The 22,256-nt window shown below is 69.9% G+C and carries 18 protein-coding genes; 15 read left to right on the top strand and 3 right to left on the bottom strand.

The genetic code is table 11. The annotated features are described in order from the left end of the window. The coding region (locus tag Q1N79_RS23650; RefSeq protein WP_300612537.1) for an Ig-like domain-containing protein at window positions 1-762 on the top strand (762 nt) is incomplete at its 5' end. 797 nt (window positions 763-1,559) lie between these two features. Then, a complete protein-coding gene (locus Q1N79_RS30855; protein ID WP_367185136.1) occupies window positions 1,560-1,745 on the top strand; it encodes a hypothetical protein in 186 nt (61 codons plus the stop codon). 85 nt (window positions 1,746-1,830) lie between these two features. On the opposite strand, the gene Q1N79_RS23645 is transcribed toward Q1N79_RS30855, so the two are convergent. Both Q1N79_RS23645 and Q1N79_RS23640 read right to left on the bottom strand, forming a co-directional pair. Continuing rightward, window positions 1,831-3,237, bottom strand: coding sequence for an Ig-like domain-containing protein (locus Q1N79_RS23645; protein ID WP_300612535.1), 1,407 nt, complete (start codon window positions 3,235-3,237; stop codon window positions 1,831-1,833). Window positions 3,238-3,470: 233 nt separating this feature from the next. Further along, window positions 3,471-3,695, bottom strand: coding sequence for a hypothetical protein (locus Q1N79_RS23640; RefSeq protein WP_300612533.1), 225 nt, complete (start codon window positions 3,693-3,695; stop codon window positions 3,471-3,473). 682 nt (window positions 3,696-4,377) lie between these two features. Between Q1N79_RS23640 and Q1N79_RS23635 the strand changes: the two genes are divergently transcribed. Continuing rightward, window positions 4,378-5,637: an Ig-like domain-containing protein gene (locus Q1N79_RS23635; RefSeq protein ID WP_300612531.1), complete on the top strand. Its 1,260-nt coding sequence runs from the start codon at window positions 4,378-4,380 to the stop codon at window positions 5,635-5,637. Window positions 5,638-6,314: 677 nt separating this feature from the next. On the opposite strand, the gene Q1N79_RS23630 is transcribed toward Q1N79_RS23635, so the two are convergent. Then, window positions 6,315-7,751 (bottom strand): Ig-like domain-containing protein, encoded by a 1,437-nt coding sequence (locus Q1N79_RS23630; protein ID WP_300612529.1) that lies wholly within the window; start codon window positions 7,749-7,751, stop codon window positions 6,315-6,317. A 508-nt stretch (window positions 7,752-8,259) separates the two neighbouring features. Here Q1N79_RS23630 and Q1N79_RS23625 point away from each other — a divergent pair. The 12 genes from Q1N79_RS23625 (at window position 8,260) to Q1N79_RS23570 (ending at window position 22,234) form a co-directional block, all read left to right on the top strand. Then, window positions 8,260-9,612, top strand: a complete 1,353-nt coding sequence (locus Q1N79_RS23625; RefSeq protein ID WP_300612527.1) for a hypothetical protein — start codon at window positions 8,260-8,262, stop codon at window positions 9,610-9,612. Between the two features lie 61 nt (window positions 9,613-9,673). Beyond that, a complete protein-coding gene (locus Q1N79_RS23620) occupies window positions 9,674-10,900 on the top strand; it encodes an NAD(P)-binding domain-containing protein (RefSeq protein WP_300612525.1) in 1,227 nt (408 codons plus the stop codon). Then, a complete protein-coding gene (locus Q1N79_RS23615; RefSeq protein ID WP_300612523.1) occupies window positions 10,900-12,375 on the top strand; it encodes an exopolysaccharide biosynthesis polyprenyl glycosylphosphotransferase in 1,476 nt (491 codons plus the stop codon). Before Q1N79_RS23620 ends, Q1N79_RS23615 begins: the two co-directional genes overlap by 1 nt. A gap of 41 nt (window positions 12,376-12,416) precedes the next feature. Further along, window positions 12,417-13,139: a polysaccharide deacetylase family protein gene (locus Q1N79_RS23610; RefSeq protein ID WP_300612521.1), complete on the top strand. Its 723-nt coding sequence runs from the start codon at window positions 12,417-12,419 to the stop codon at window positions 13,137-13,139. Between the two features lie 37 nt (window positions 13,140-13,176). Continuing rightward, a complete protein-coding gene (locus tag Q1N79_RS23605) occupies window positions 13,177-14,283 on the top strand; it encodes a glycosyltransferase (RefSeq protein WP_300612519.1) in 1,107 nt (368 codons plus the stop codon). 1 nt (window position 14,284) lies between these two features. After that, window positions 14,285-16,108 (top strand): GT4 family glycosyltransferase PelF, encoded by a 1,824-nt coding sequence (pelF, locus tag Q1N79_RS23600; protein WP_300612517.1) that lies wholly within the window; start codon window positions 14,285-14,287, stop codon window positions 16,106-16,108. Next, a complete protein-coding gene (locus tag Q1N79_RS23595) occupies window positions 16,105-17,484 on the top strand; it encodes a hypothetical protein (RefSeq protein WP_300612515.1) in 1,380 nt (459 codons plus the stop codon). The genes pelF and Q1N79_RS23595 overlap by 4 nt, the downstream gene beginning before the upstream one ends. Before the next feature lie 42 nt (window positions 17,485-17,526). Next, the gene (locus Q1N79_RS23590) at window positions 17,527-18,525 is read left to right on the top strand and encodes a GDP-mannose 4,6-dehydratase (RefSeq protein ID WP_300612513.1); all 999 of its coding nucleotides are present in this window, start codon (window positions 17,527-17,529) and stop codon (window positions 18,523-18,525) included. Window positions 18,526-18,529: 4 nt separating this feature from the next. Next, entirely contained in the window at window positions 18,530-19,435 is a 906-nt protein-coding gene (locus Q1N79_RS23585; protein WP_300612511.1) for an NAD(P)-dependent oxidoreductase, read from the top strand. Beyond that, window positions 19,435-20,163 carry a spherulation-specific family 4 protein gene (locus Q1N79_RS23580; RefSeq protein ID WP_300612510.1) on the top strand — a complete coding sequence of 243 codons (729 nt, stop codon included), beginning with the start codon at window positions 19,435-19,437 and terminating at the stop codon, window positions 20,161-20,163. Before Q1N79_RS23585 ends, Q1N79_RS23580 begins: the two co-directional genes overlap by 1 nt. After that, on the top strand, window positions 20,160-21,086 hold the full coding sequence (locus tag Q1N79_RS23575) for a spherulation-specific family 4 protein (protein WP_300612508.1): 927 nt from the start codon (window positions 20,160-20,162) through the stop codon (window positions 21,084-21,086). Before Q1N79_RS23580 ends, Q1N79_RS23575 begins: the two co-directional genes overlap by 4 nt. A 20-nt stretch (window positions 21,087-21,106) precedes the next feature. Next, the gene (locus Q1N79_RS23570; RefSeq protein ID WP_300612506.1) at window positions 21,107-22,234 is read left to right on the top strand and encodes a glycosyltransferase; all 1,128 of its coding nucleotides are present in this window, start codon (window positions 21,107-21,109) and stop codon (window positions 22,232-22,234) included. Window positions 22,235-22,256: the final 22 nt, after the last annotated feature.

The following is a 22,256-nucleotide window of genomic DNA, read 5'->3' as shown; positions in this document are numbered from 1 at the left end:
GGTGGGGACACCGTGGCCTTCACGGCTAATGGCGTTGCGATTCCAGGCTGCGGTGCCGTGGCGCTCCTGTGGAATGACACTACCGACGAGAACTACGTGCAGTGCTCCTACACGCCGCCGGTGGCTGGCACGGACGCGATCGTGGCCGTCTTCTCCGGTGACGAGTACGCGGCGACGTCCACCGGAACGGAAACGCTCACGGCTAAGGCGCCGGTGTCCGCGACCACGACGACGATGGCGGGTGTGTCCGGTTACGTTGGCAGCGCAATAAAGCTGACTGCGAACGTCGCGGGCGGCACGACCCCGACCGGAACGGTCAAGTTCGTCTACGGCGGCAAGACGCTGTGCTCGGCGAGCCTGTCGGACGGTGCCGCGCACTGCACGCACGTGTTCGGCGGCGTTGGCTCGTTCAAGGTCGAGGCCGCTTACGGGGGCGACGCCACGCACACTGGCTCCGACGCGGCCCTGGCGACGGTGAAGGTGACGGCGCAGCCCACCTCGGTCAAGGTCACCGCGTCCGCGGCTTCGGTGGGCAAGGCCGTGAAGCTCACGGCGACCGTGAAGTCACTGACGGCGGCCACCGGCACCGTCACCTTCTACGTCAACGGGCATAAGCTTTGCTCCGCGAAGGTGTCTGGCGGTAAGGCATCGTGCAGCTACACCTGGCACACGGCGGGCACTTACAAGGTGACCGCCGTCTACGGCGGCAACTCGACGCACCTGGCCTCGAAGGGAACCGCCTCGGTGACCGTGAAGAGCTGAGCCGACCCGAACCGCTGACGTCCGTGCCGCCCACCGGGGCGGCACGGACGTCAACGTTTGTGCCGAGGGGCGAAAGCATCCTGTCGGGCGCGTTCGCTAGCGCCAGGCGATGGGAGTGGATGGGCCGGAACCCCGCCGAATCCGCTAAGCCCCCGGCGGTGAACACCCGTAAGAGCCGGCTGTCCCGGCGCGGGAACCGGAAGCTGAATGACGCGGCAGCAGCGCGAATTCCGTGCACCGCTTCATAGGCAGCAGTGAATATTGCGTATACGCGCTTCATTCGGGATACAAGCGGCCCGCGAATATCCGCTGCTGTATTCCACCGCATCTTCGGTTGGCCTGAGCGATGAGCAGCCGCAAGGCCCTATCACCTACCTCGCCCCAGGCGACGTGATTAGCTTCGACGGGCCTATTTCCGGCGGTCACGCAGCTATCGTCAGCGCTGTCAGCGGGTCGTCGATGACCATGGTCAACCAGAACACCGCCTCGTCCAGCACCATTAGCTACGGAACGCTGAGCGACGGTACGTTCACGCTGAAGGGCTGGAAAGGGCACAACGCAATAGGCGTCATCCACGCGCCCGTCGCCCATGGCGCACCGGGCATAACGAGTTTCTCGGCCTCCCCTTCACCGCTGAACGCCCGGCTGATGTCGTTGGCTGGCGCGGCTCTGCATGGCTGCGCGCGCCGGCCACGGCGAATGGTCATCGAAGTCGGCGAGCTCGCCTGGGTGATCAGGCACGGCGTGACCGAGCTGGTCCACCTCCTCGTTGAGCACGGGGTGGCCGGCAGACGGCGCTGCACAAGGCCGCTGCGGAGGGGAACCTCGAACTGGCTCAGACGCTGCTCCAGCTCGGCGCGGGTCCCAGCATCCGCGTCCAGCTGTTTCGACGCGACCCCCGCTCGGCTGGGCACGCCACTGCGGCCAGCAGGCCCTCATCGAACTGCCCGAAGCCATCACGGATTAGCGAATTTTCTTCGTAACGAACCGTGGCTTCGCGCCTCGGCATAAATGCTGACGTCCGTGCCGCCCCGATGGGCGGCACGGACGTCAGCGGTTCGGGCCGGCTCAGCTCTTCACGGTCACCCAGGCGGTTCCCTTCGAGGCCAGGTGCGTCGAGTTGCCGCCGTAAACGGCGGTCACCTTGTAGGAGCCCGCCGCGTGCCAGGTGTAGCTGCACGATGCCTTACCGCCAGACACCTTCGCCGTGCAAAGCTTGCGCCCGTTGACGTAGAACGTGACGGTGCCGGTGGCCGGCGACGATGACTTCACGGTCGCCGTGAGCTTCACGGCCTTGCCCGTGCTGGTGGAAGCCGGGGACGCGGTGACCTTGACGGAGGTGGGCAGCGCCTTCACCTTCACGGTCGCCAGGCCCTCGGAGGCACTGTGCGTGGCGTCGCCCCCGTAATCGGCCTCGACCTTGAGCGAGCCGACGCGGCCGAAAGCGTACGTGCAGTGCGCGGCGCCGTCCGACAGGCTCGCCGAGCACAGCGTCGTGCCGTCCCACACGAAGTTGACCGTCCCCGTCGGGGTCGAGCCGCCCGTGACCCTAGCGGCCAGCGTTATTTCGCTGCCAACGTAGCCGGACACACCCGCCATCGTCGTCGTGGTCGCGACCGCGTTAACCGTGAGCGTTGCCGTTCCGGTCGACGTGGCTGCGTACTCGTCACCAGCGAAGACGGCCGTCACGGCGTACGTGCCAGCCGGCAGCGTTACGTCGCAGTCCGCGTAGTTGGTGGGGTCACCAAGCCCCTCGAGCGGAACGTTCGTGCAAGCTGCGGAACCGTTGGCACCCGTGATCGTGAACTCCACCGTGTCCGCCGGCGCCGGCCCGTCAAATATCTCACTGTAGCCAGCGAGAACGTCGACGTTCACCGTCGCGACCAGTTCCACCTGCTCATTCGCCGTTGCCTCGTCAGTCCCGTCGGCCGTCGCGACGGTCGTGATCGTCGGCTCAAGGTTGATGATCTTGACCTCGGTGCCAGCCGTGTTCGACGCGGCGTTCTCATCATCTCCGCTGTAGTACGCCTCAACCTCGATGAAGCCATAGCCGAGACCCGTGAAAGTGCAGGATCCAGTGCTGTAAGCCAGGCCGTCCCCGTTCGGGGTCGCCGACGCCGTCAGCGTCGCGGGCGCCTCGCACTGGTAAACCGTGCCTGCGGGCAGCCCGGGGTTGTACGCGCCCACGGTGGTCACGTTGACAGTCCCGGTCGGCGCGGGGCCGTCAGCAGTGTCGTCCACTACCTCTACGTTCACGGTCGCGTTCGCGCCTTCAGGCCCCGTGATCGGGAACGGGTTCGTGACGATCGTGGTGGTCGGGTTCAACGTGGCCGCCATCGCGCTCATGGCCGGCGCCGTCGGCGCCGCCAGCGCCGCAGCCCCCGCAACCACCGCGGCCGCAATCCCGACAAGCCCCGCCCGTGCTGCACCGCGGCGCGCTGCCTTGCCCGCCGCCCATGGCCAGCTGAAATTCATGCCTGTATTGCCTCCTCGCACGTCACCCGAAACCGGGTGGATTATGGCGATCAGCGGCCGTACCACGCTGTCGTTCTCATTAGGACGCGAAGGACGGCAATTTGGATCACAGCAAGCGGATCACAGGAAGCACACAATCGTTCTTCCGCACCGCGTCCTGCTCGACTCAGTCTCGGCGGGTCGTCGTCGGGCCCGGCAACGCCGTGAACATCGGGCAGTGGCCCGTGACGGGGTCAGCTCTTCCTGCTCCGCAATGCCACGCGGTAGTGGCTGATGATGCCGCCGATGGTACCGGCGGCGACTGCGGCGTAGAACGTCACCAGCCACCACTCGCGATAGCCGTGCAGGACGATCAGGGGGCCCCCAACGAGGGCAATCAGGATGACCGCTATGTACGCATTGAGGACGATGGTTCCGGTGGTTCTCACGATGACTCCTTCCGGGACTGTGATGCCCATGACGCGTAGGTTGCGACTCGGAGCCGATGAAGCCGTCGTACAGCTGCGTGCATCGCCGCTACGACGAGACTAGCGCGGGAGGGAGTACCGCGCCCCAGGAGACGGCGCGGGCCTGCCGGTCGACCCGCTGCACGGCTGCCAAGTCAGGTGAGCGTTCGATTCCGCACCGGCTCCGCTACGTCACTAAGGCGTCACCGGCGGCGTACTCGTCGCGCGCGGCCGCACATGATAGCGCTAGTGATCCCGATATATAGGAACTATCGCTACTTGCCATCTAATCAGCCTCACGTGTAATCCGGATCGTCCTCCTTCACGTCGTATTGAGGACGAACAGAGTGGTATGGCGGCTAATCACCGCTCCTACGCATCCACCCGCTTCCGGGTGTCATCAGGAGGAGGCCACACAGGCATGAACTTCAGCTGGCCGCATAAGGCGGCAGGCAAGGGGGCGCGCGGACGCGCCACACGAGTACGGGCCGTCGCGATCACGGCGGTGGCGGCTGCGGCGGCTGCGGGAGTGGCAGTACCGGCAATTGCGGCGACTGCGAACGCACACGCGCCTGCCACGGCGAAGCATCAGGCCGCGCCTGCCACGGCGAAGCACCTGGCCGCGCCTGCCGCGGCGAAGCAGCACGCCGCGCCTGCCACAGCGAAGCATTCGACCACGACGACCATGTCGGCCGTGACCGGTTACGTCGGCGCCAAGCTGACGCTGGCTGCACAGGTCAAGGGCGGCCCGACCCCGACTGGATGGGTCGAGTTCATCTACGGCGGGAAGGCGCTGTGCTCCGGGGCCCTGTCCGGCGGCAAGGCGCACTGCGCGCACGCGTTCGCCTCGGCCGGCTCTTTCCGGGTCGAGGCCTACTACGAGGGCAACTCCACTCACAAGCCCTCGTCGGCCACCGCGACGGTGCGTGCGACGCTCCGGAGCACCGCTACCAAGGTCACCGTGACCCCGGCTGCCCCCTTCGCGGAGCAGGCCGTGACGCTCAGCGCAGCCGTGACGTCGTCGACGGCGGCAACCGGCCTCGTCACCTTCTCCGACGCCGCGGGCACCCTGTGCAAGGCCAAGGTGGCTGCCGGGACGGCATCCTGCCCCTACACCTGGGATGCGGCGGGCCCGTACACCGTGACGGCTACGTACGGCGGCGACTCGGCGCACTCACACTCCAGCGGCACCGCCTCGGTGACCGTGGCGTTGAATGGCACCACCACAGCGATCACAAACCCGTTCCCTGTGACGGAGCCGGCCGGCACGGACCAGACCGTTGATTTCACCGTAACTGACAACACTCCTGGCGGCCCGTCGCCGGCCGGGCCTGCCGGAGCTGTCACGGTGACCGCCCCAGCCGCCGACAACCCCGGGCTAATGGACCCGGGTGACTACACCTGCACCAACACCACGCCGCTGACTCCGGGCCCCGACGGCACCAGCACCGGGTCCTGCACTATCGACGTTGTGGCGAACGACTATGGCTTCATCGAGGTCGAGGCAACCTACAACGGAGTTGCCGGCGTGTTCGCCGCGTCGCCGATTTCCACAGGTGAGCACAAGTTCATCAACCTGATGCCGACGGACACCAGCGTCGGGACGGCCGACGGGACTGACACGGCGACCGCAGGCACGGTCGACCTGGTCGCGACCGTCATTCCCACCCCTCCGATCCCGGCGGACAACATCCTCGCTGCCGGCAGCACGACAGATGGGCCGGACCAGGACACGGTGAACGTCACGGTCACGCCGACCGGCGACAGCACGGGCGGCGGAACTTGCACCGCCTATGCTCTCGAGTGGAATGGCACCACGATGGTGAACTACGTGGACTGCGACCTACCACTGACGGCTGGCACGTACACCGTTACGGCCGTCTTCTACGGCGACGAGTACGCGGCAGCGTCCACCGGCACGGCAACTCTCACGGTCACGGATGGTGACGGCTGACTGAGCCGTTGACGGTCATGCCGTCCAATTGGACGGCATGACCGTCAACGCGGCCGATGCCACAGTCGAACATGTGAGCTGGCTGGCGCCGGTCCTTCTCGCGAAGGCGGCGCCAGCCAGCTGTCGTTTGGCGGGCGGCCGGTTTTCCCGTGTGCTGCTGGCGCGGCGGGCAGCGCAGGGCGGTGCAAGGTGGTGCCGGCGTCGACTGCTGCGGCATCTCATGCAGCCAGCCCGGCTCTCTTGATGCCCGCGAGGAGATGAGCCGGTCGCCGTGTCCAGGCGCGAATGCCGCTTAGCCAAAGATGACAGTGATGCGGTGGCGGGGACGGAGTTGCTATAGCGCCACAGCCCGGACCCTGGTCGTGCCGATTATTGCGAAGACTTCTTTATCGAGCAGAGATTTTGCACCCGCAGGTACGAAAAGTCTTCGCGATCATGGCCGGACCCCCGGAAGTCTCAAGCGCAGGTTGCGACAAATCATTCAAAACGCCCCTACCGAAGCGTCGGCGGGGCCGCGTCCGGCGTGCGCCTTCGACCATGGGCGGCCGGAAGCTTTTTAAGTGCGCGGACAGTGTGCAGGGTCGCGGACAGGCAGAATCCACTCGAATCTATCTCGGTGCGTTTATCACGCTGAATCCGGCGGCCACCATTGGCCGCCGGATTCAGCCCCGGATTGTTTAAGAAGTCACGGAAAGAGAACCGGTGCCCGATGACGGGTCGTTCAGGTCGTCGCCGGAGTATGCGGCGGTCACCGTGACCGACCCTGATGCCCCGGGCGTGTAGTCGCACGTCGCCGTGTTGCCGGTCGCGTCGGAATAGCTCAGCGAAACATCGATGCACCCGGAGATGTCGGTGCCGCCGATCGAGAACGTCACGGTTCCGGTACCGCCGGCCGACGGGGAGATGTTGTCGCCTGCCTCGTTCACCACGGTGGCCGTTATCACGTCCGTCATGTGGACGGTGCCTGCCGCCGGGCTGAACGCGACAGTCGTTGTCGTGGTGTCCGGCACGAGGAGCTCGTGCGTCCCCGTGGAGACCGAGCTGCCATGCGCGCTGTCGCCGCCATACGTGGCCTCGTAATCAATTATCCCGTAGGACGGATTAGGAGGCGTGACCTCGCAAGAGCCCGTCCCGTCCGACGTGGCCGTGAGTTTGACAGTGCAGATATAGCCCGCCGCTACGGGCGGCGCGACGTCGGTCGGCGCGATTGTCACGGTCCCGGTCGGTGCCGGGGTACCCGCTGGCGTAGTCACGGTCACCGTGACGGTCGACGGAGTTCCGGGGGCGACGCTGCCAGGGCTGATGCTGGTGATGTCCGTGGCCGTCGCGAGCTTTGCCACCGTGATGGCGCCGGACGTCCGTGAGGACGCGGCATGCGCGCCGTCGCCCGCGTACCTGGCGGTCACGGTGTAGTGCCCTGTCGCCTTCCAGGCGTGGGTGCAGTGCGCCTTCCCGCCGCTGAGCGTCCCGGTGCACAAGGTGCCGGCCGCGTCGGAGAACTTCACCGTGCCGGTCGGGGCCAGCGGGCTGTGCGAGGAAACGGCCGCGGTCAGCGTCACCGCCTCGCCGGGGTAGGGGCTGGACGTGCTCACCGACACGACCGTGCCGGTGGCGGCCAGGGTGGCCTTGACCCTGGTCGTGCCCGAGGCGGCGGCGTGCGCGCTGTTCCCCGAGTACTTGCCGGTCACCGTGTAGGTGCCGGCCGTGCGGAACACCGCCGTGCAGTGCCCGGCCGCGCGGGCCAGCGCCGCCGCGCACAGCTTGACCGAGCCCGAATAGAAGCTGACCGTCCCGGTCGGCGTGGCGCCCGCCGACTTGACGGTCGCCGACAGTGTCACCTTGGTGCCGGCCACCGCCGTGCCGGGCGCGGCGGACACCGTCACCTTCGACGGCTGCTTCGCCGCCGGATGCGCCACTGCCGCGCTCGCCGCGGGGGCGAAGGCCGACACCGCGGCCAGCGCCGGAATGACCAGCAGCGCGCTGGCCGCCGCCACCTTGGCCGGGCTCCCGGCCAGCTTCCCGCCGCCAGCCCTGCGGTGGCGACCGCCAGAGCCCGCGGTCTCCGCGCCCAGGCCAGGCTCCCTTGCCGTACCCGACGTTCGGTTCAGTCCCATGCGTAACTCCTTCCCGATGTCAGCCTGCATTGAGCTGTTCTGTGCGAACGATGTCGCATGACAGCCAAAAGCCCCAATCTCACGCAGCATTGACGCTCGCGCAGGGCATCTGGTTGACACAGAACTAAACACGCGCCGGGTGCCGGTAAGTCGGCTACCGGGGGTGCCGTCGGCTGGCCGCTGCGTCGGGCTGAACCCCCACGGGAACTCCCGGGGCCGCGATCGGGCGGTTATCTGAAGGTCGCCACCGCCAAAGTGCTGGGCGGGCTCCCGGCCAAAGTTGCAGACAACCCGCACTGGCCTGTGTCTTCAGCCTGAAACGCTCCCTAGAGCTTGATCAACTGCGGAACCCCGGAAAGCCAGATAAGAGAAAAAAAGCTTCCTTCGCGTAAACAATACCGGTAGCTGGCGCGTCGTCCTATAGGAGCCAGACTGAACCGGACTGCAGATGTGAACAGTGGGTCGTCTTGGGAGGGGCCGCACCGCCATGAGGGACACGATCCACTCGGTGGATACCAGCACACCAGCCGTTGTGCTGAAGTTCGATCCGAACGTTATGCACCATGGCGGGCTTGGCGTGATCAGGAGCCTGGGCCGCATCGGCGTCCCGGTCTACGGGGTGCACGAGGACCCGCTGGCTCCAGCCGCCGGCTCGAGGTACCTGCAGGGCCGCTTCTTCTGGCGTCCCAGTCCCGACGATGTCGACCGGGTGCTTGACGGGCTGACGCGCCTCGCGGCGATCATCGGCCGCCAGGCCGTCCTGATCACCACGGACGACGCGGGCGCGCTCTTCCTCGCCGAGCACGGTGGCGCCCTGCGGGAGCGGTTCCTGTTCCCGGATCCCCCGCCAGACCTGCCGCGGCGGCTGGCCGGCAAGTACTCGCTGCACGAGATCTGCGACGAACTCGGCGTCGCCTCGCCGCGCACTGCCCTGCCCGGGTCGCGCGCCGAGGCGCGGGACTTCGCCCAAGCGGCCGGGTACCCGGTAATCGCCAAGCTGACCGCGCCCTGGAACGCATCCAAGGGCCTGCGCAGCACCCAGGTGGTCGCGGACGAAGACGAACTCGGCCGGGTCTACGAGAACTGCGCGCACGCCGACGCAGGCCTCATGCTGCAGGAGTTCATCCCCGGCGGCCAGGGCCATGACTGGTTCTTCCACGGCTACTGCGACGCCGCCGCCGACTGCCGGCCCGCTTTCACCGGCGTTAAGGAGCGGTCCTACCCGGTCGGCGCCGGCCTGACAAGCCGCGGCAGGGCGACCGCGAACGACGCCCTCCGGGGTGAGGTTACCTCGCTGCTCGCCCGGCTTGGCTACCGCGGGCTGCTCGACCTGGACATCCGGCTGGACGACCGGGACGGCCGCTACCATCTGCTGGACTTCAACCCGCGGCTGGGCGCGCAGTTCCGGCTGTTCCGCGACACCGCGGGCACCGACGTGGCGCTGGCTGCCTATCTCGACCTGACCGGCCAGCCGATCCCCGAAGCCACCCAGGTGGACGGCCGCTGCTTCGTGGTCGAGAACTACGACCCGATCAGCGCGCTCGCGCAGTGGCGGGCCGGCGAACTTGGCCTGCGGCCCTGGCTGGCCTCGCTGCGCACCGCCGATGAGTGGGCATGGTTCGCGCGGGATGACCTGCGGCCGTTCGGGCTCATGTGCGTGCGCATGGGCTGGCGCTCGGTCACCCGCCGGTTCACCGGCCACCGGGTGCACTCCGCTCGCGACGGCTTCCGTTACCGGCCGGGCCGCCTTGCCGCCCACGGGGGAAACTCCGCGCCCGCGACTGCGGGGCGAGCCGCCCCGCGCCTGGACAGCGCGTCCCCATGTCCCCAGACCCAGACCCAGACCACTGCACAGCCTTGACCGGCACGGCAGACTAGCGCCCCGCTGAACCAATGCAACTTCACCAAGGAGGAACCCGATCATGACCGATGCCGTCGACGTGGCCGTTATCGGAGCAGGCCCGTACGGCCTCTCACTGGCCGCACACCTGAGCGCGGCCGGCGTCGGCTACCGTCAGTTTGGCATGCCGATGCGACTGTGGCGCGACGCCATGCCGAAGGGCATGTACCTCAAGTCACAGGGCTTCGCTTCCAATCTGTCAGATCCCGGTGCCGCCCGCACGCTCGAGGCCTTCTGCGCGGCGACGGGGCGCTCCTACGCCAGCTACGGCCTGCCGGTCCCGCTGGACACGTTCGTGGCCTACGGCCAGTGGTTCCGGTCCGAGCTCGGCCTTGCGGTAGAGGAAGCGCTGGTCACCAATGTCGCCAGGGAAGACGGCGGCTTCCGGCTGACCGTCGACGGCAGCGCCGACGTCTCCGCCCGCGCGGTCGTGGTCGCGGTCGGCGTCGAGCACTTCGCTTACGTGCCGGAGTTCCTCTCCGGGCTGCCCGAGGGGCTGTGCACGCACAGCTCCGCGCACACGGACCTCTCGGCCTTCCGCGGCCAGCAGGTCATCGTCATCGGCGCCGGCCAGTCGGCGCTGGAATCGGCGGCGCTGCTGCACGAAAGCGGCGCCGACGTAACGGTGCTGGCGCGGGAGCCGCGGCTGGCCTGGAACGGGAATCCGCTGCCGCCGGACCGCCCGCTGCCGCAACGGATACGGGAGCCGGAATCCGGGCTCGGTTCTGGCTGGAGCAGCTGGTTCTACTCCAACCACCCCCAGGCGTTCAGGCACCTGCCGCGGAACACCCGGGTGTACCGGGCGCGGACGGCCCTTGGACCGGCCGGTGCCTGCTGGCTCCGCAGCCGGGTGGAGGGGCAGTTCACCGTGCTGACCGGACATGCCGTCACCTCGGTGGAACCGCAGGGCAGCCGGGTCCGGCTAGAGGTCACGTCCGGAGGAACCAGCAAGGAGCTGACCGCCGACCACATCATCGCCGGCACCGGCTACCGGGCCAACCTGAGCAGGATGCGCTTCCTGAGCGCAGAGATCCAGTCCGCGCTGCGCGGCGTCGCCGGGACCCCGGTCGTCGGACCGGGCTATGAGTCCTCCGTGCACGGGCTCTACTTCATCGGCCCGCTGGTGGCGCCCACCATGGGGCCCGTCATGCGGTTCGTCTACGGTTCGCGCCACGCCGCGACGACGGTGGGCCGGCAGCTGGCTGGTGCAGGGTATCGCGTGAAGCCCCCCGTTCCGGCGGGACGATGATGGCAGACCACCTGATCTCGGGCCGCCGGGCGCTCGATACCCGGCGGCCGGGGAGCCAGGGGGCCGGGGGCCCGGCCGTGGCGCGCGGCGGGCGGCTGGCCCGCCTGGCCGCGCTGCCTGCCGCCGACGCTACCGGTCTGGTAGCGGCATGCGTGGTCAGCGGTGCGGTCGGCAAGCCGCTTGCCTGTACGGTCTACGCCACGGCCGTGATCTCCATCCTCGCCGCGGGCGGGCAGCACCGGCTGCGCATCTGCCTGCGGGCCTCGGACCAGGCTGGCCAGATCCTGGCGGCGGCGGCACTGCCGCTGCCAGTGCTGCTGGCCTGGCTGCCGGAACGGAGGCTGCTGGTACTCGGGATCTGCTCGGCGGGGCTCGTGCTCGGCTGCCGGGTCGCGGCCACTGCCGCGCTGCGCGCGGTGCACCGCCGTGGCCTGCTGGCAGAGCCGGCGGTCGTCGTCGGTGCCGGAACCTTCGGCGCTTACGTCGCCGAGCTCATGGAAACGCACCAGGAACTCGGCCTGTGGCCCGCCGGGTTCGTCGACGACGGGCCGCCGCGCCGCGACCTGCCTGTGCCAACGCTCGGCACTTTGTCCGAGCTTGCCGAGGTGGTGCAGGCGCACGGCATCGGCCGGGTCATCGTGTGCTTCTCAAGCAACTGCCGCGACGAGGACATGGTGGCGCTGCTGCGGGCCAGCTCGCCGCTCGGAGCCGACGTGTGCGTGGCGCCTAGGCTCTACGAGCTGGGCATGGCGGTGCCGCGCGGCTCCCTGGACGAGATCTGGGGTGTGCCTCTCATCCCCCTGCGGCGGCGGCCGCGGGTCCGGCTGGCGGCCAAGCGCGCGTTCGATCTCTTCGTCGGACTCGTGCTCGGCATTGCCGTCACGCCCGTGGTCCTCGCCCTGGCGGTCGCCGTCCGGCTGCGCTCCGGTCCCCCGGTCCTGTTCCGGCAGGACCGGGTGACCGGCGAGGGCCGGGTAGCACAGGTCGTGAAGCTCCGGACGCTTGAGGTGCACGGCGACCCGGACACCCGCTGGGAGGTGCCAGGGGAGCTGTGCAGACCGCTCGGCCGGTGGCTGCGGGCCACTCACCTCGATGAGCTGCCACAGCTGGCGAACGTGGTGCGCGGCGACATGTCGCTGGTCGGTCCGCGGCCCGAGCGGCCGTACTTCGCGCAGCGCTTCCGGCACGAGGTTCCGCGGTACGCCGACCGGACCCGGATGCCCGCCGGGCTTACCGGCTGGGCGCAGGTGCACGGCCTCACCGGCGACACGTCGCTCGCGGAGCGGGTGCGGTTCGACAACTACTACATCGAGTACTGGTCACCGTGGCTGGACGCGGTGATCCTGGCGCGGACCGCGGCCGGAGTCGTGCGCGCCGCCCTCCCCTCCCGGCCGGCGCGGGCCCGGGCGCCCCGGGCGCCCCGGCGGTCCAGGGGGCGGACGGCGCCCACGGTAACCGTGAGAGCGTGGCCATGAGAGCCGCACCGAACGGCCAGGGGCGTATTCCCCTAAGCTCCGTGCCGCTGATCCTGATGTACCACGCCGTGGACCGGGTGAGCCACGATCCGAACATGCTGTGCGTCTCACCGGAGCGGTTCGCCGCGCAGATGTCCTGGCTGCGGCGGCACAAACTGCGCGGCGTGGCGGTGGGGACGCTGGTGACCGCCATGCGCGCGGGCCGGGCCCGCGGGCTTGTCGGCATCACGTTCGACGACGGCTACGCGAGCGTGCTAGAGCATGCTGCCCCCGTGCTGCTCCGCCACGGCTTCACCGCGACCGTCTTCGTCATCTCGGACAAGGCCGGGGGAAACAACGACTGGGACGACGGCACGCTCTGGCCGCTCCTGACCTGGTCTCAGGTCGGCGAACTGGCCGCCGCGGGTATGGAGATCGGTTCGCACAGCGCCACTCACATGCGGCTGGCGGGCGCGGACCATGGGCGGCTGGCAGCCGAGGTCGGCGGCAGCCGGGACAGCCTGCACAAGCAGACCGAGGCCGAAGTCCGCGGCTTCGCATACCCCTTCGGGTCCATGGATGCCGCGGCCAGGCAGGCTGTGCGCGACGCGGGCTACGAGTACGCGTGCGCCGTCGAGGCGCCGCGGCTGACCGACCTCGGCATGCTGGCGCTGCCGCGCATCTACGTCGGCGAGCGCGACACGTCCAGCCGGATGACGGCCAAGCGACTGCTCTACCGGGGCTACGTCGCGATGCAGGGCAGGCGCCGGGATTCATGGCAATGAAGGGGGACACAGCAATGAAAGTGAGGGCAAGGCAGTCATGAAGGTGCTGCACGTGATAACCGGGCTGGACGCCGGGGGCGCCGAGACTCAGCTGGCCATGCTGCTGCGGCACACCAGGCACGACTCCGACGTCGTCACGCTCTATAACCCGGGCCCGATCGCCGAGCAGATCCGGGCGCAGGGCACTTCAGTGCGCGACATCGGGATGCGGCGCAACACCGACCTGACGGCCCTGCCGAGGCTGAGCTCGCTGATCAGGGCCGGGCGGTACGACGTGGTGCACGCCCACCTGTACCGGTCGCAGATCTACGCCCGCCCGGCCGCGCGGCTGGCCAGGACGCCGGTGGTGGTCACGACCGAGCATTCGATCGGCGAAACGCACATCGAGCGGAGGAAGATGACCTCCGGGGTACGGGGGCTCTACCTCGCCTCGGAGTTTTTCTCCGACGGCACGATCGCTGTGTCCGACGTCGTCCGGGATCGCCTCGTCAAGTGGGGTGTCCCGGCGCGGAAGATCACGGTGATCCCGAACGGGGTGGACACCGCCGCGTTCGCCTTCGACCCGGAGGCGCGCACCCGCGCCCGTGAGCAGTTCGGCATCCGGCCGGACACGTACGTGATCGGGACGCTGGGCCGGCTGGACTCGAACAAGCGCGTCGACATGCTGATCGAGGCCGTGAAGCCGCTGCTCGGCGAGCGGTGCGTGCTGCTTGTGGTCGGCCGTGGCGGGGAGATGGACAACCTGAAGGAACACGCGGCGAGGGCCGGGGCCGGCGACCGGGTCATCTTCGCGGGGTTCCAGGCCGACACCGTCGCGATGCTGTCCGCCTTCGACCTGTACGTCATGGCATCCCGCCAGGAGACGTTCGGGCTCGCGGCGATCGAGGCCATGGCCAGCGGGCTGCCCGTGCTGTACACCACGTGCCCGGCGTTGGACGGGATCGAGACCGAGCAGGCACGACAGGTGGAGGGGACCCCCGAGGCGCTGCGCGCGGCTCTTAGCGCAGCGGTGGCCGCCGGGCCGCGGGTGCGCAAGGCCGACAGCGCGGTGACTGACCGCTATAGCATCAGCGCTACCGCACAGCGCGTCGACGATCTCTACGAGCGGCTGCGGAAGCCCTCGGGACGGGGTGCCGTGGCTTGACATGAAGGTGGCGCTCACTGCGGAGGGCACCTACCCACACCAGTTCGGCGGCGTCAGCGTGTGGTTCGACCAGCTCATCAGGGGGCTCCCCGGCTACGAGTTCACAGTCGTGGCGCTGGTCGCCACGGGAGCAGAGCCGGTGCAGTGGGAGCTGCCTGCTAACGTCTCACGGCTGGTGACGATCCCGCTGTGGGGTTCCCCCCCGCCATTGCGGCCGCGGGCCCGCCTTCGGGGCGCGTGGCCTGCCAGGCATCCGCCGCTTCCGGTACGCGACCTGATCGACGTGCTGCTGGCGCCGCAGGCTGTGGCGCGGATCCGGTTCACCGCCGTGATGCGGGAACTGTTCGGCTACGCGCAGGCCGAGAGCCTGTTCGCTGCGCTGTCCAGCGAGGCGGCGGCGCGGCTGCTGTGCGACCAGTGGCGGGAGCGATGGCCGCAGCTGGCGGTGAACCACGGGGTGCAGTCGCCTTCCGTGCTGCCGTCCCTGGGTGACGCGGTCACCCTGCTCCAGCTGATCGAGCACGCGCTGCGGCCGCTGTCCCACCCGCCTGTGCAGGCGGACCTGGTGCACGCGGTGACCAACGGCCTGGGCGTGCTGCCGGCCGTGGCTGCCAAGTGGCGGTACGGGACGCCACTGGTCGTCACAGAGCACGGCGTCTATATGCGCGAGCAGTACCTGCACCTGCGCCGCCCGCCGTTCGGGTGGCCGGTCAAGGACCTGCTGCTGCGCTTCCTTGGCCAGGTCTGCGCGCTGGGCTACCGGGAGGCCGAAGTGATCACCCCGGGCAACATCTACAACAAGCGCTGGGAAGAACGCCTCGGCGCGGACGGCACACGGATCCGCACGGTCTACAACGGCGTGAACCCGCAGGTCTTCCCCGCGCTGACCACCGAGCCTGAGGTGCCCACGATCTCCTGGCTCGGCCGGATAGACCCGATCAAGGACCTGGAGACCCTGCTGCGCGCGTTCGCCCTGGTCGTTGAGGAGATGCCGGAGGCCAGGCTGCGGATATTCGGGTCACCGCCGCGCGGCCGCGACGCGTACCTTGAGCGCTGCCGGGCGCTGGCCGCCGACCTCGGGATCGACGACCGGGCCACATTCGAAGGCAGGGTGGCACAGGTCCGGGAGGCCTACGCGGCCGGGCAGGTCGTGGCGCTCTGCAGCATCAGCGAGGGCTTTCCTTACTCGCTCATCGAGGCGATGGCCTGCGGGCGGGCGTGCGTGGCCACCGACGTCGGCGGCGTGGGCGAGGCGCTCGGCGACTCCGCCGGCCTCATCGTCCCGCCGCGTAACCCGAAGGCGCTCGCGGACGCGTGCCTGCGGCTGCTCCGCGACGCCGAGCTGCGCAAGAAGCTCGGCAGCGCCGCCCGGCAGCGCGCGCTCGAGCACTTCACCGTGGACCGGGCGGTCGCCAGGTTCAACGAGATCTACAGCTACTTCGGCACCGGGCGCCAGGTCGTCACTGCGAACGCCGATACGGTGCCGTTCCCCAAGGTCGGCCACGTGGCCAAGGCCGTGGAGGCCGTCGCCGCCGCGGAGACGGTGCCGTTCCCCAAGATCGGCCACACGCCCATCGATGCGGGCCTGAGCGTGACTAAGGAGAACCCGGTGGCGGAGGCGCACCCCGCCAGGAACGCGGGCCTGAGCGTGACCAAGGAGAACCCGGTGGCAGAGCCGCACCCCGCCAGGAACGCGGGCCTGAGCGTGACCAAGGAGAACCCGGCGGCAGAGCCGCACCCCGCCAGGAACGCGGGCCTGAGCGTGACCAAGGAGAACCCGGTCGTGGAGGCACACGCCGTCGAGCCCTCGGAAGTCTCGTCATGACCCAGCTAGCCGGAATCAGCGCGGCGGAGTGGGACGAGCTCTGCGCGCGGTTCGCCACGGTCTGCGAGTCCGCCGTGGATCCGTTCGAGGTCGCAAGCGCGCTGGAATTTGAGGGAGTCAGCGACCGGACCGCAACCGCCGAGTACGGCCTGGAGGACGTGTTCGCGCTGGCACGCGTGCTGTACGAGGAGATACCGCGGCAGCCTGCCGAGCCTGAGCCTGTGCCGGATCCGTGGCCGCACGGTCCGCTCCGGCTGATGCTGCACGGCCTGCTCTACGCCCTGCCGGCGGTCTGCTTTCCCGCGGCAGGAGGGCTGCTCGCCGGGCCAGGCGTGCTGCCTACCCTGGTGGTGGCGCTGCTGACCGGCTGGGGGCTGAGCCAGGGACTGGCCGCCATCGGCTACCACCGGCTGGGCACGGCCGGGCGGGGCCAGGCCCAGCGCGTGCTGCGCGCGGGCCTTGTGACGGGGCTGGCCACCGTGGGACTCGTGATGGCGGTGACCGGGCACATCACCGGCGGGCACCCGGCCGTCCTCTGCTTCGGCGCCGGGGAAGGAGCCTACATGCTCGGCGCGTGCGTGCTCCTGGTGACCGGGACGGAGTTGTGGCTGCTGGTGGCGCTGGCTCCCGGGGTGGCAGGTGCCGCGGTGTTCCTGCTTTCCGGCAGGCCGCCGGGCCTTGAGCACCTGACCTGGGCGGCGCTGGCCGCCACGCCGGTGCTCGCGTGCGTGATCGCGCTGTCCGGCCGCACCGGGCCCGGGCCCGTGGCCGGGCGGCTGCTGGTGGCGGCCGAACTCGGCGGTGCCGTGCCCGCGTTCCTGCTTGGCGTGGTCGCGGCCGGGCTGCTCACGTTCCCTGTCGTGGCGGGCCCGGCCGGGCACGGCGGAGTCAACCTCGGTGCGCTGGTCGCGTCGATCCCGCTCGCGCTGAGCATGGGCGTGGCGGAGTGGAGCCTGCTGTGGTACCGGCGGCGTACCCGGTACCTGCTCGGGGTGACCAACAACCCGCGCTGGTTCCGCAGGCAGGCCCACCTGTCGCTGCTCGGTGCCCTGCTGCAGTACCTGTCGGGCACGGTGGTGCTAGTCTGCCTGGCGATCGGCGTCGCGATCGAGACGGGCCTGCTGCGGCCGCGGCATGAGATGATGCCGGAGATCGCCGCGTACCTGGTGCTCGGTGCCGCGATGTTCCTCGTGCTGCTGCTGCAGGCGGTGCGGGTCCGCGCCGTGCCGCTCGCCGCGGCGGCCGCGGCGCTGGGCGCGGAGGTAGCGCTGCGCCAGCACGGGCTGGCCGTGCAGCTCGCGGTGCCCGTGGCACTGCTTTTCGTGGTGGGCAGCTACGGCCTGGCCTGCCTCGGGGCGGCCGTGCGGCATGCCTAGCTGCTTCCGTTTGAAACCTCGTCCGAAGTTATAGGAGGAAGAATGACGCAAACCACCGTCGCGGTCACCGGGGCCGAGGGGTTCATCGGCTCGCACCTGACCGAGGAGCTGGTGCGGCGCGGATTCCGGGTCAAGGCCATGGCGCTTTACAACATGTGGAGCTCGGCCGGCTGGCTTGAGACGCTGGCGCCCGACGTCCGGGAGTCGGTCGAGGTGGTGTTCGGCGACGTGCGGGACCCGGCGTCGGCCCGCGAACTGGTCGACGGCGCGGAGGTCGTCTACCACCTTGCCGCCATCGGTTCTGTGCCCTACTCGTACCGGGCGCCGCGCACCTTCGTTGACAACAACTCGATCGGCACCCTGCACGTGCTCGAGGCGGTGCGCGCCTGCCGCACCCCGCGGCTGGTGCACACGTCGACCAGCGAGACCTACGGGACCGCCCGCACCGTGCCGATCAGCGAGGAGCACCCGCTGCAGGCGCAGTCGCCGTACGCCGCATCGAAGATTGCCGCCGACAAGCTGGTGGAGTCCTACTACCTGAGCTTCGGTCTGCCCGCGGTGACGCTGCGCCCGTTCAACACGTTCGGCCCGCGCCAGTCGACCCGGGCCGTCATCCCGCAGATCATCACCCAGCTGGCGGCCCGCCCCGCGCAGATCAAGCTGGGCGCGCTGGCACCGACCAGGGACTTCAGCTATGTCACCGACACCGCGGCGGCGTTCGTGTCCGTGGGCACGGCGCCGGCTTCGGCGGTGCTTGGCGAGGTGTTCAACTGCGGGCCAGGGGAGGACGTCTCGATCGGGGACCTCGCGGCGGAGATCGCGGCGCTCATGGACGTCCAGGCCGACATCGTCGAGGACGCGCAGCGGATGCGCCCCAAGGAGTCCGAGGTGATGCGGCTGGTCTGCGACGCCGCCAAGCTCAGCGCCCGGACCGGCTGGAAGCCCCAGGTATCGAGGGAGGAGGGGCTGCGCCAGACGATCGACTGGTTCCTCGACCCGGCGAACCTGGAGCGGTACACGCTCAACGAATACCACGTGTGAACCGATGCGGATCCTGATCATCGGTGCGAGCAGTTTCCTCGGCGGCCACGTAAGACGCGAGGCCGCGAGCGCGGGCCACACGGTGCTGACCGCGGGTCGCTCGGCGCTCCCCGGGCAGCACCTGCGGCTGGACCTCGTGGCGGATCCCGTCGCGCAGGTCGCTTCGCTGGTGGCGTCCGCCGCGCCCGAGGTGGTCGTCAACTGTGCCGGGGCGACCAGCGGCAGCGCGGACGCACTCGCGGCCGCGAACATCACCGCGGTGCACACGCTGGTCACGGCCTTGCTCCAGAGCCGCGCCCGCGTTCCGGCCCGGCTTGTGCACGTCGGATCGGCCGCCGAGTACGGGGCGGCCGAGGATGGCGTGCCGGTGGCCGAGACGGCCGTCCCCCGGCCGGCCGGCCTGTACGGTGTCACCAAGCTCGGCGGCACCCGGCTGGTCGAACTGGCCCGTACGGCAGGGCTGGACGCCGTGGTGCTGCGGGTGTTCAACGTGGTCGGGGCCGGGGCGCCGGAAGACAGCCTGCCCGGACACGCCGCCGCGCAACTGCGGCGGCTGCTGGCAGCGGCCAACGGCACGAGCCTGCGGCTGGGCCCGCTGCACTCGGTTCGCGACTTCGTGGACGCCCGCGATGTCGCCGACGCGGCGCTTGCCGCGGCGGCGGCGCCGTCCCTGCCGCACGCGGTCGTCAACGTCGGCAGCGGCACCGGCGTCCCGGCCCGGGTCCTGGTCCAGGAGCTGCTCGCGGCCAGCGGATGCGATGTCCAGGTGCGCGAGGACGCCCCCGGATCAGCGCGCACGGCCGGCCTCGACTGGCAGCAGGCCGACATCACGAGGGCGGCCGAAGACCTGGGCTGGCGGCCGCGCCGGGACCTGGCCGCGGCTGTCCGGGATCTGTGGAATGGAGCCTGATGTCTGCCCCGGACGGCCAGGCGGTTCCCGTCCGGCCTCGCCTGGTCGTCCCGGCATACTTTCATCCTGGCCTGCAGCCCCAGCAGTGGCAGTGGCTGGCCGAGCACCCGTCGCGGGTGTGGCTGGTCATCCTCAACGTCGCGAGCGGGCCGGGAACCAGGCCGCAGCGGGCGTTCCGGGAGGCAGCGGACCTGCTGCGCCGCGCGGGCGTGGGCGTGATCGGGTACATCGACACCGACTACGGGCATGTTCCCATGCCCCAGGCGATGGCTGAGGCCGGCCGCTACCAGGACTGGTACGGCGTGCGCGGAATGTGCCTCGACCGGGTCGCCGCCGGTCCGGAGCAGGTCAGGTACTACGCGGAGCTGGCGGCCCGGATCCGGGCGGAGGACCTGGACGTCGTGTTCTTCAACCACGGCACGCACCCGGCCGAGGCCTATGCCCGGCACGCGGACCTGCTCGGCACCTTCGAGGGGCCGTGGCCCGCCTACCAGCGGCTGCACATGCCGCGCTGGACGCAGCGGTGGGCGCCGGAGAAGTTCTACCACGTGGTGCACTCCGTCCCGGTGGACAAGCTCGCCGACGCCCGGCAGCTGGCGGTGAGCCGCCGCGCGGCGTCCGTGTACATCACAGAACGAAGCGGGCCGAACCCGTACGATGCCCTGCCGGCCGACTACGGCGTCGGCGACGGCAGGCCAGGGGGTCGGCACCGGAAGGAGCTGACATGAGCGCGCCTGCCAGACGCAGACACAGATCCAGGCACAGGTACAGGTACAGGTACAACAGGTACAGATACAGGTACAGATACCGGCGCGGCCTGGGCGCTGGCCCCGTCCGGACCACGACGCTGGCGGTCACCGCGCTGGCCGGAGTGCTGGCGGTGGCGGGAGTGGTGATCGGCGTCACCGTTACCGGGGGGAGCGGGCCGGTGGCCACCACCACGCCGGCCACCGGCACGGACGGCCTCTGCGAGCACCTCAACGTGCCGGCCTACTTCGCACCGGGATACTGGACCGAGGCGACCCGCAGCACGCCGCCGCCCGCGGACATGATCCTTGACATTACGGGCGCGGGCGCCGGGACCGCGCCCAACCCTGAGTTCCAGGCCCTGGTCAGCCAGGCGAAGGCCGCGGGGATCACGATCCTCGGCTACTCCTCCACCGAGGACGGGCAGCGCCCGATCGCGCAGGTCGAAGCCGACGTGCGCGACTACGCGGCCTGGTACGGGGTGACCAGCATCTTCCTGGACCGTGTCTCGGGACAGCCGCAGCAGATCTCCTACTACAAGCAGCTCGCGGACTACATCCACCGGACCAATCCCGGCTCGCAGGTCTGGCTCAACCCCGGCGACTATCCCGACCAGGCGTACATGTCAATCGGTAACGTGGTGATGGTGTTCGAGGGCACGTACGCCCAGTACCTCACGGCCGACGTGCCCGGCTGGGCACGGGACTATCCCGCCTCGAAGTTCGCCCACACAATCTTCGCCACGCCAGGAGCGGACCTGGCGAACGCCCTCAGGCTCGCCCACAGCAGGGATGCCGGGTACGTGTACGTGACCGACGGCACCGGCTCGAACCCTTACCAGGCGCTGCCCAGCTACTGGTCGGCCGAGGACACGTCGGCGACAGCGGCCTGCCAGCCGGGATGAGCCGCCGCCAACCGGTGCGCGTGGCAACCGTCATCACCCGGCTGGAGGGTGGTGCCGGGATCCTCGCGCTGCGCGGCGCTCGCGCGCTCGACCGCGGCGAGTTCGCTGCGACGATCGTGACCGGCAGCGGAGACCGCCTGCTTGACGAGGCCGCGGCGGCAGGCCTTGAGGTTCGCATCGAGCCGGTCTTGCGGCGGCCAATCGACCCGCGCGGCGACCTGCGGGCGTTCCGCGCGCTGTCCGCGCTGTTCGCGCAGCAGAACTTCGACGTGGTGCACACGCACACGTCGAAGGCGGGCGTGCTCGGGCGGATCGCCGCCCGGCGCGCGGGAGTACCGCGGATCGTGCACACCTACCACGGCTTCCCCTTCCATGAGTTCCAGTCACGCGCGCAGCGAGGCGCGTATGTCGCGATCGAGCGGCGGCTCGGCCGCATCACCGACGTGGTGCTCTGCGTCGGGACCGGTGTGGCGGTCGAGGCGGTCCGCCGCGGGCTAGCCGCCCCCCAGCGGATCCGGACGATCGGCGTGGCCGTGGACGGCGGGCAACCCCGCACCACGGAAGCCCGCGACAAGGCACGGCAGGCGCTGGGCATCCCGGCCGGCGCCGCCGTGGTCGGCGCGGTCGGACGGCTCACTTACCAGAAGGCGCCCGAGGACTTCATCGCCGCGCTGCGCCAGCTCGGCCGGCCGGACGTGGTCGGCGTCTGGGTCGGCGGCGGCGAGCTCGCCGGGCGGATCGGCCAGCTGGCAGCACGGGCCGGGCGGCCAGGCTCGCCGCCCGCTCCGCGGGTCGTGCTGGCAGGCGAGCGGACAGACGTCCCTGACATCCTGCCCGCCTTCGACGTCTTCGCGCTGCCCAGCCGCTACGAGGGCCTGCCCACTTCTGTGGTCGAGGCCATGAGGTGCGAGGTCCCCGTGGTGGCCACCGCGGTGAACGCCGTCGGCGACGTGGTCATACCCGGGGAAACCGGCTTGCTGGTACCCCCGCGGCGTCCCGACCTGCTGGCCGCGGCGATCGGGTACCTGCTGGACCGGCCGGCCGTCGCGGCGCGGATGGCCGCCACCGCCCGCGCCAGGATCGACGGCCGGTTCAGCACGGCGGAGCTGCTGGCAACGCTGACCGAGGCCTACACGGGCGGCCGGTGATCACGAAACCGTGGGCAACCGC

The sequence above is a fragment of the Trebonia sp. genome (genome assembly GCF_030042015.1).
Taxonomy (GTDB): Bacteria; Actinomycetota; Actinomycetes; order Streptosporangiales; family Streptosporangiaceae; genus Trebonia.
This window is presented reverse-complemented; position numbering and strand designations above follow the sequence as displayed.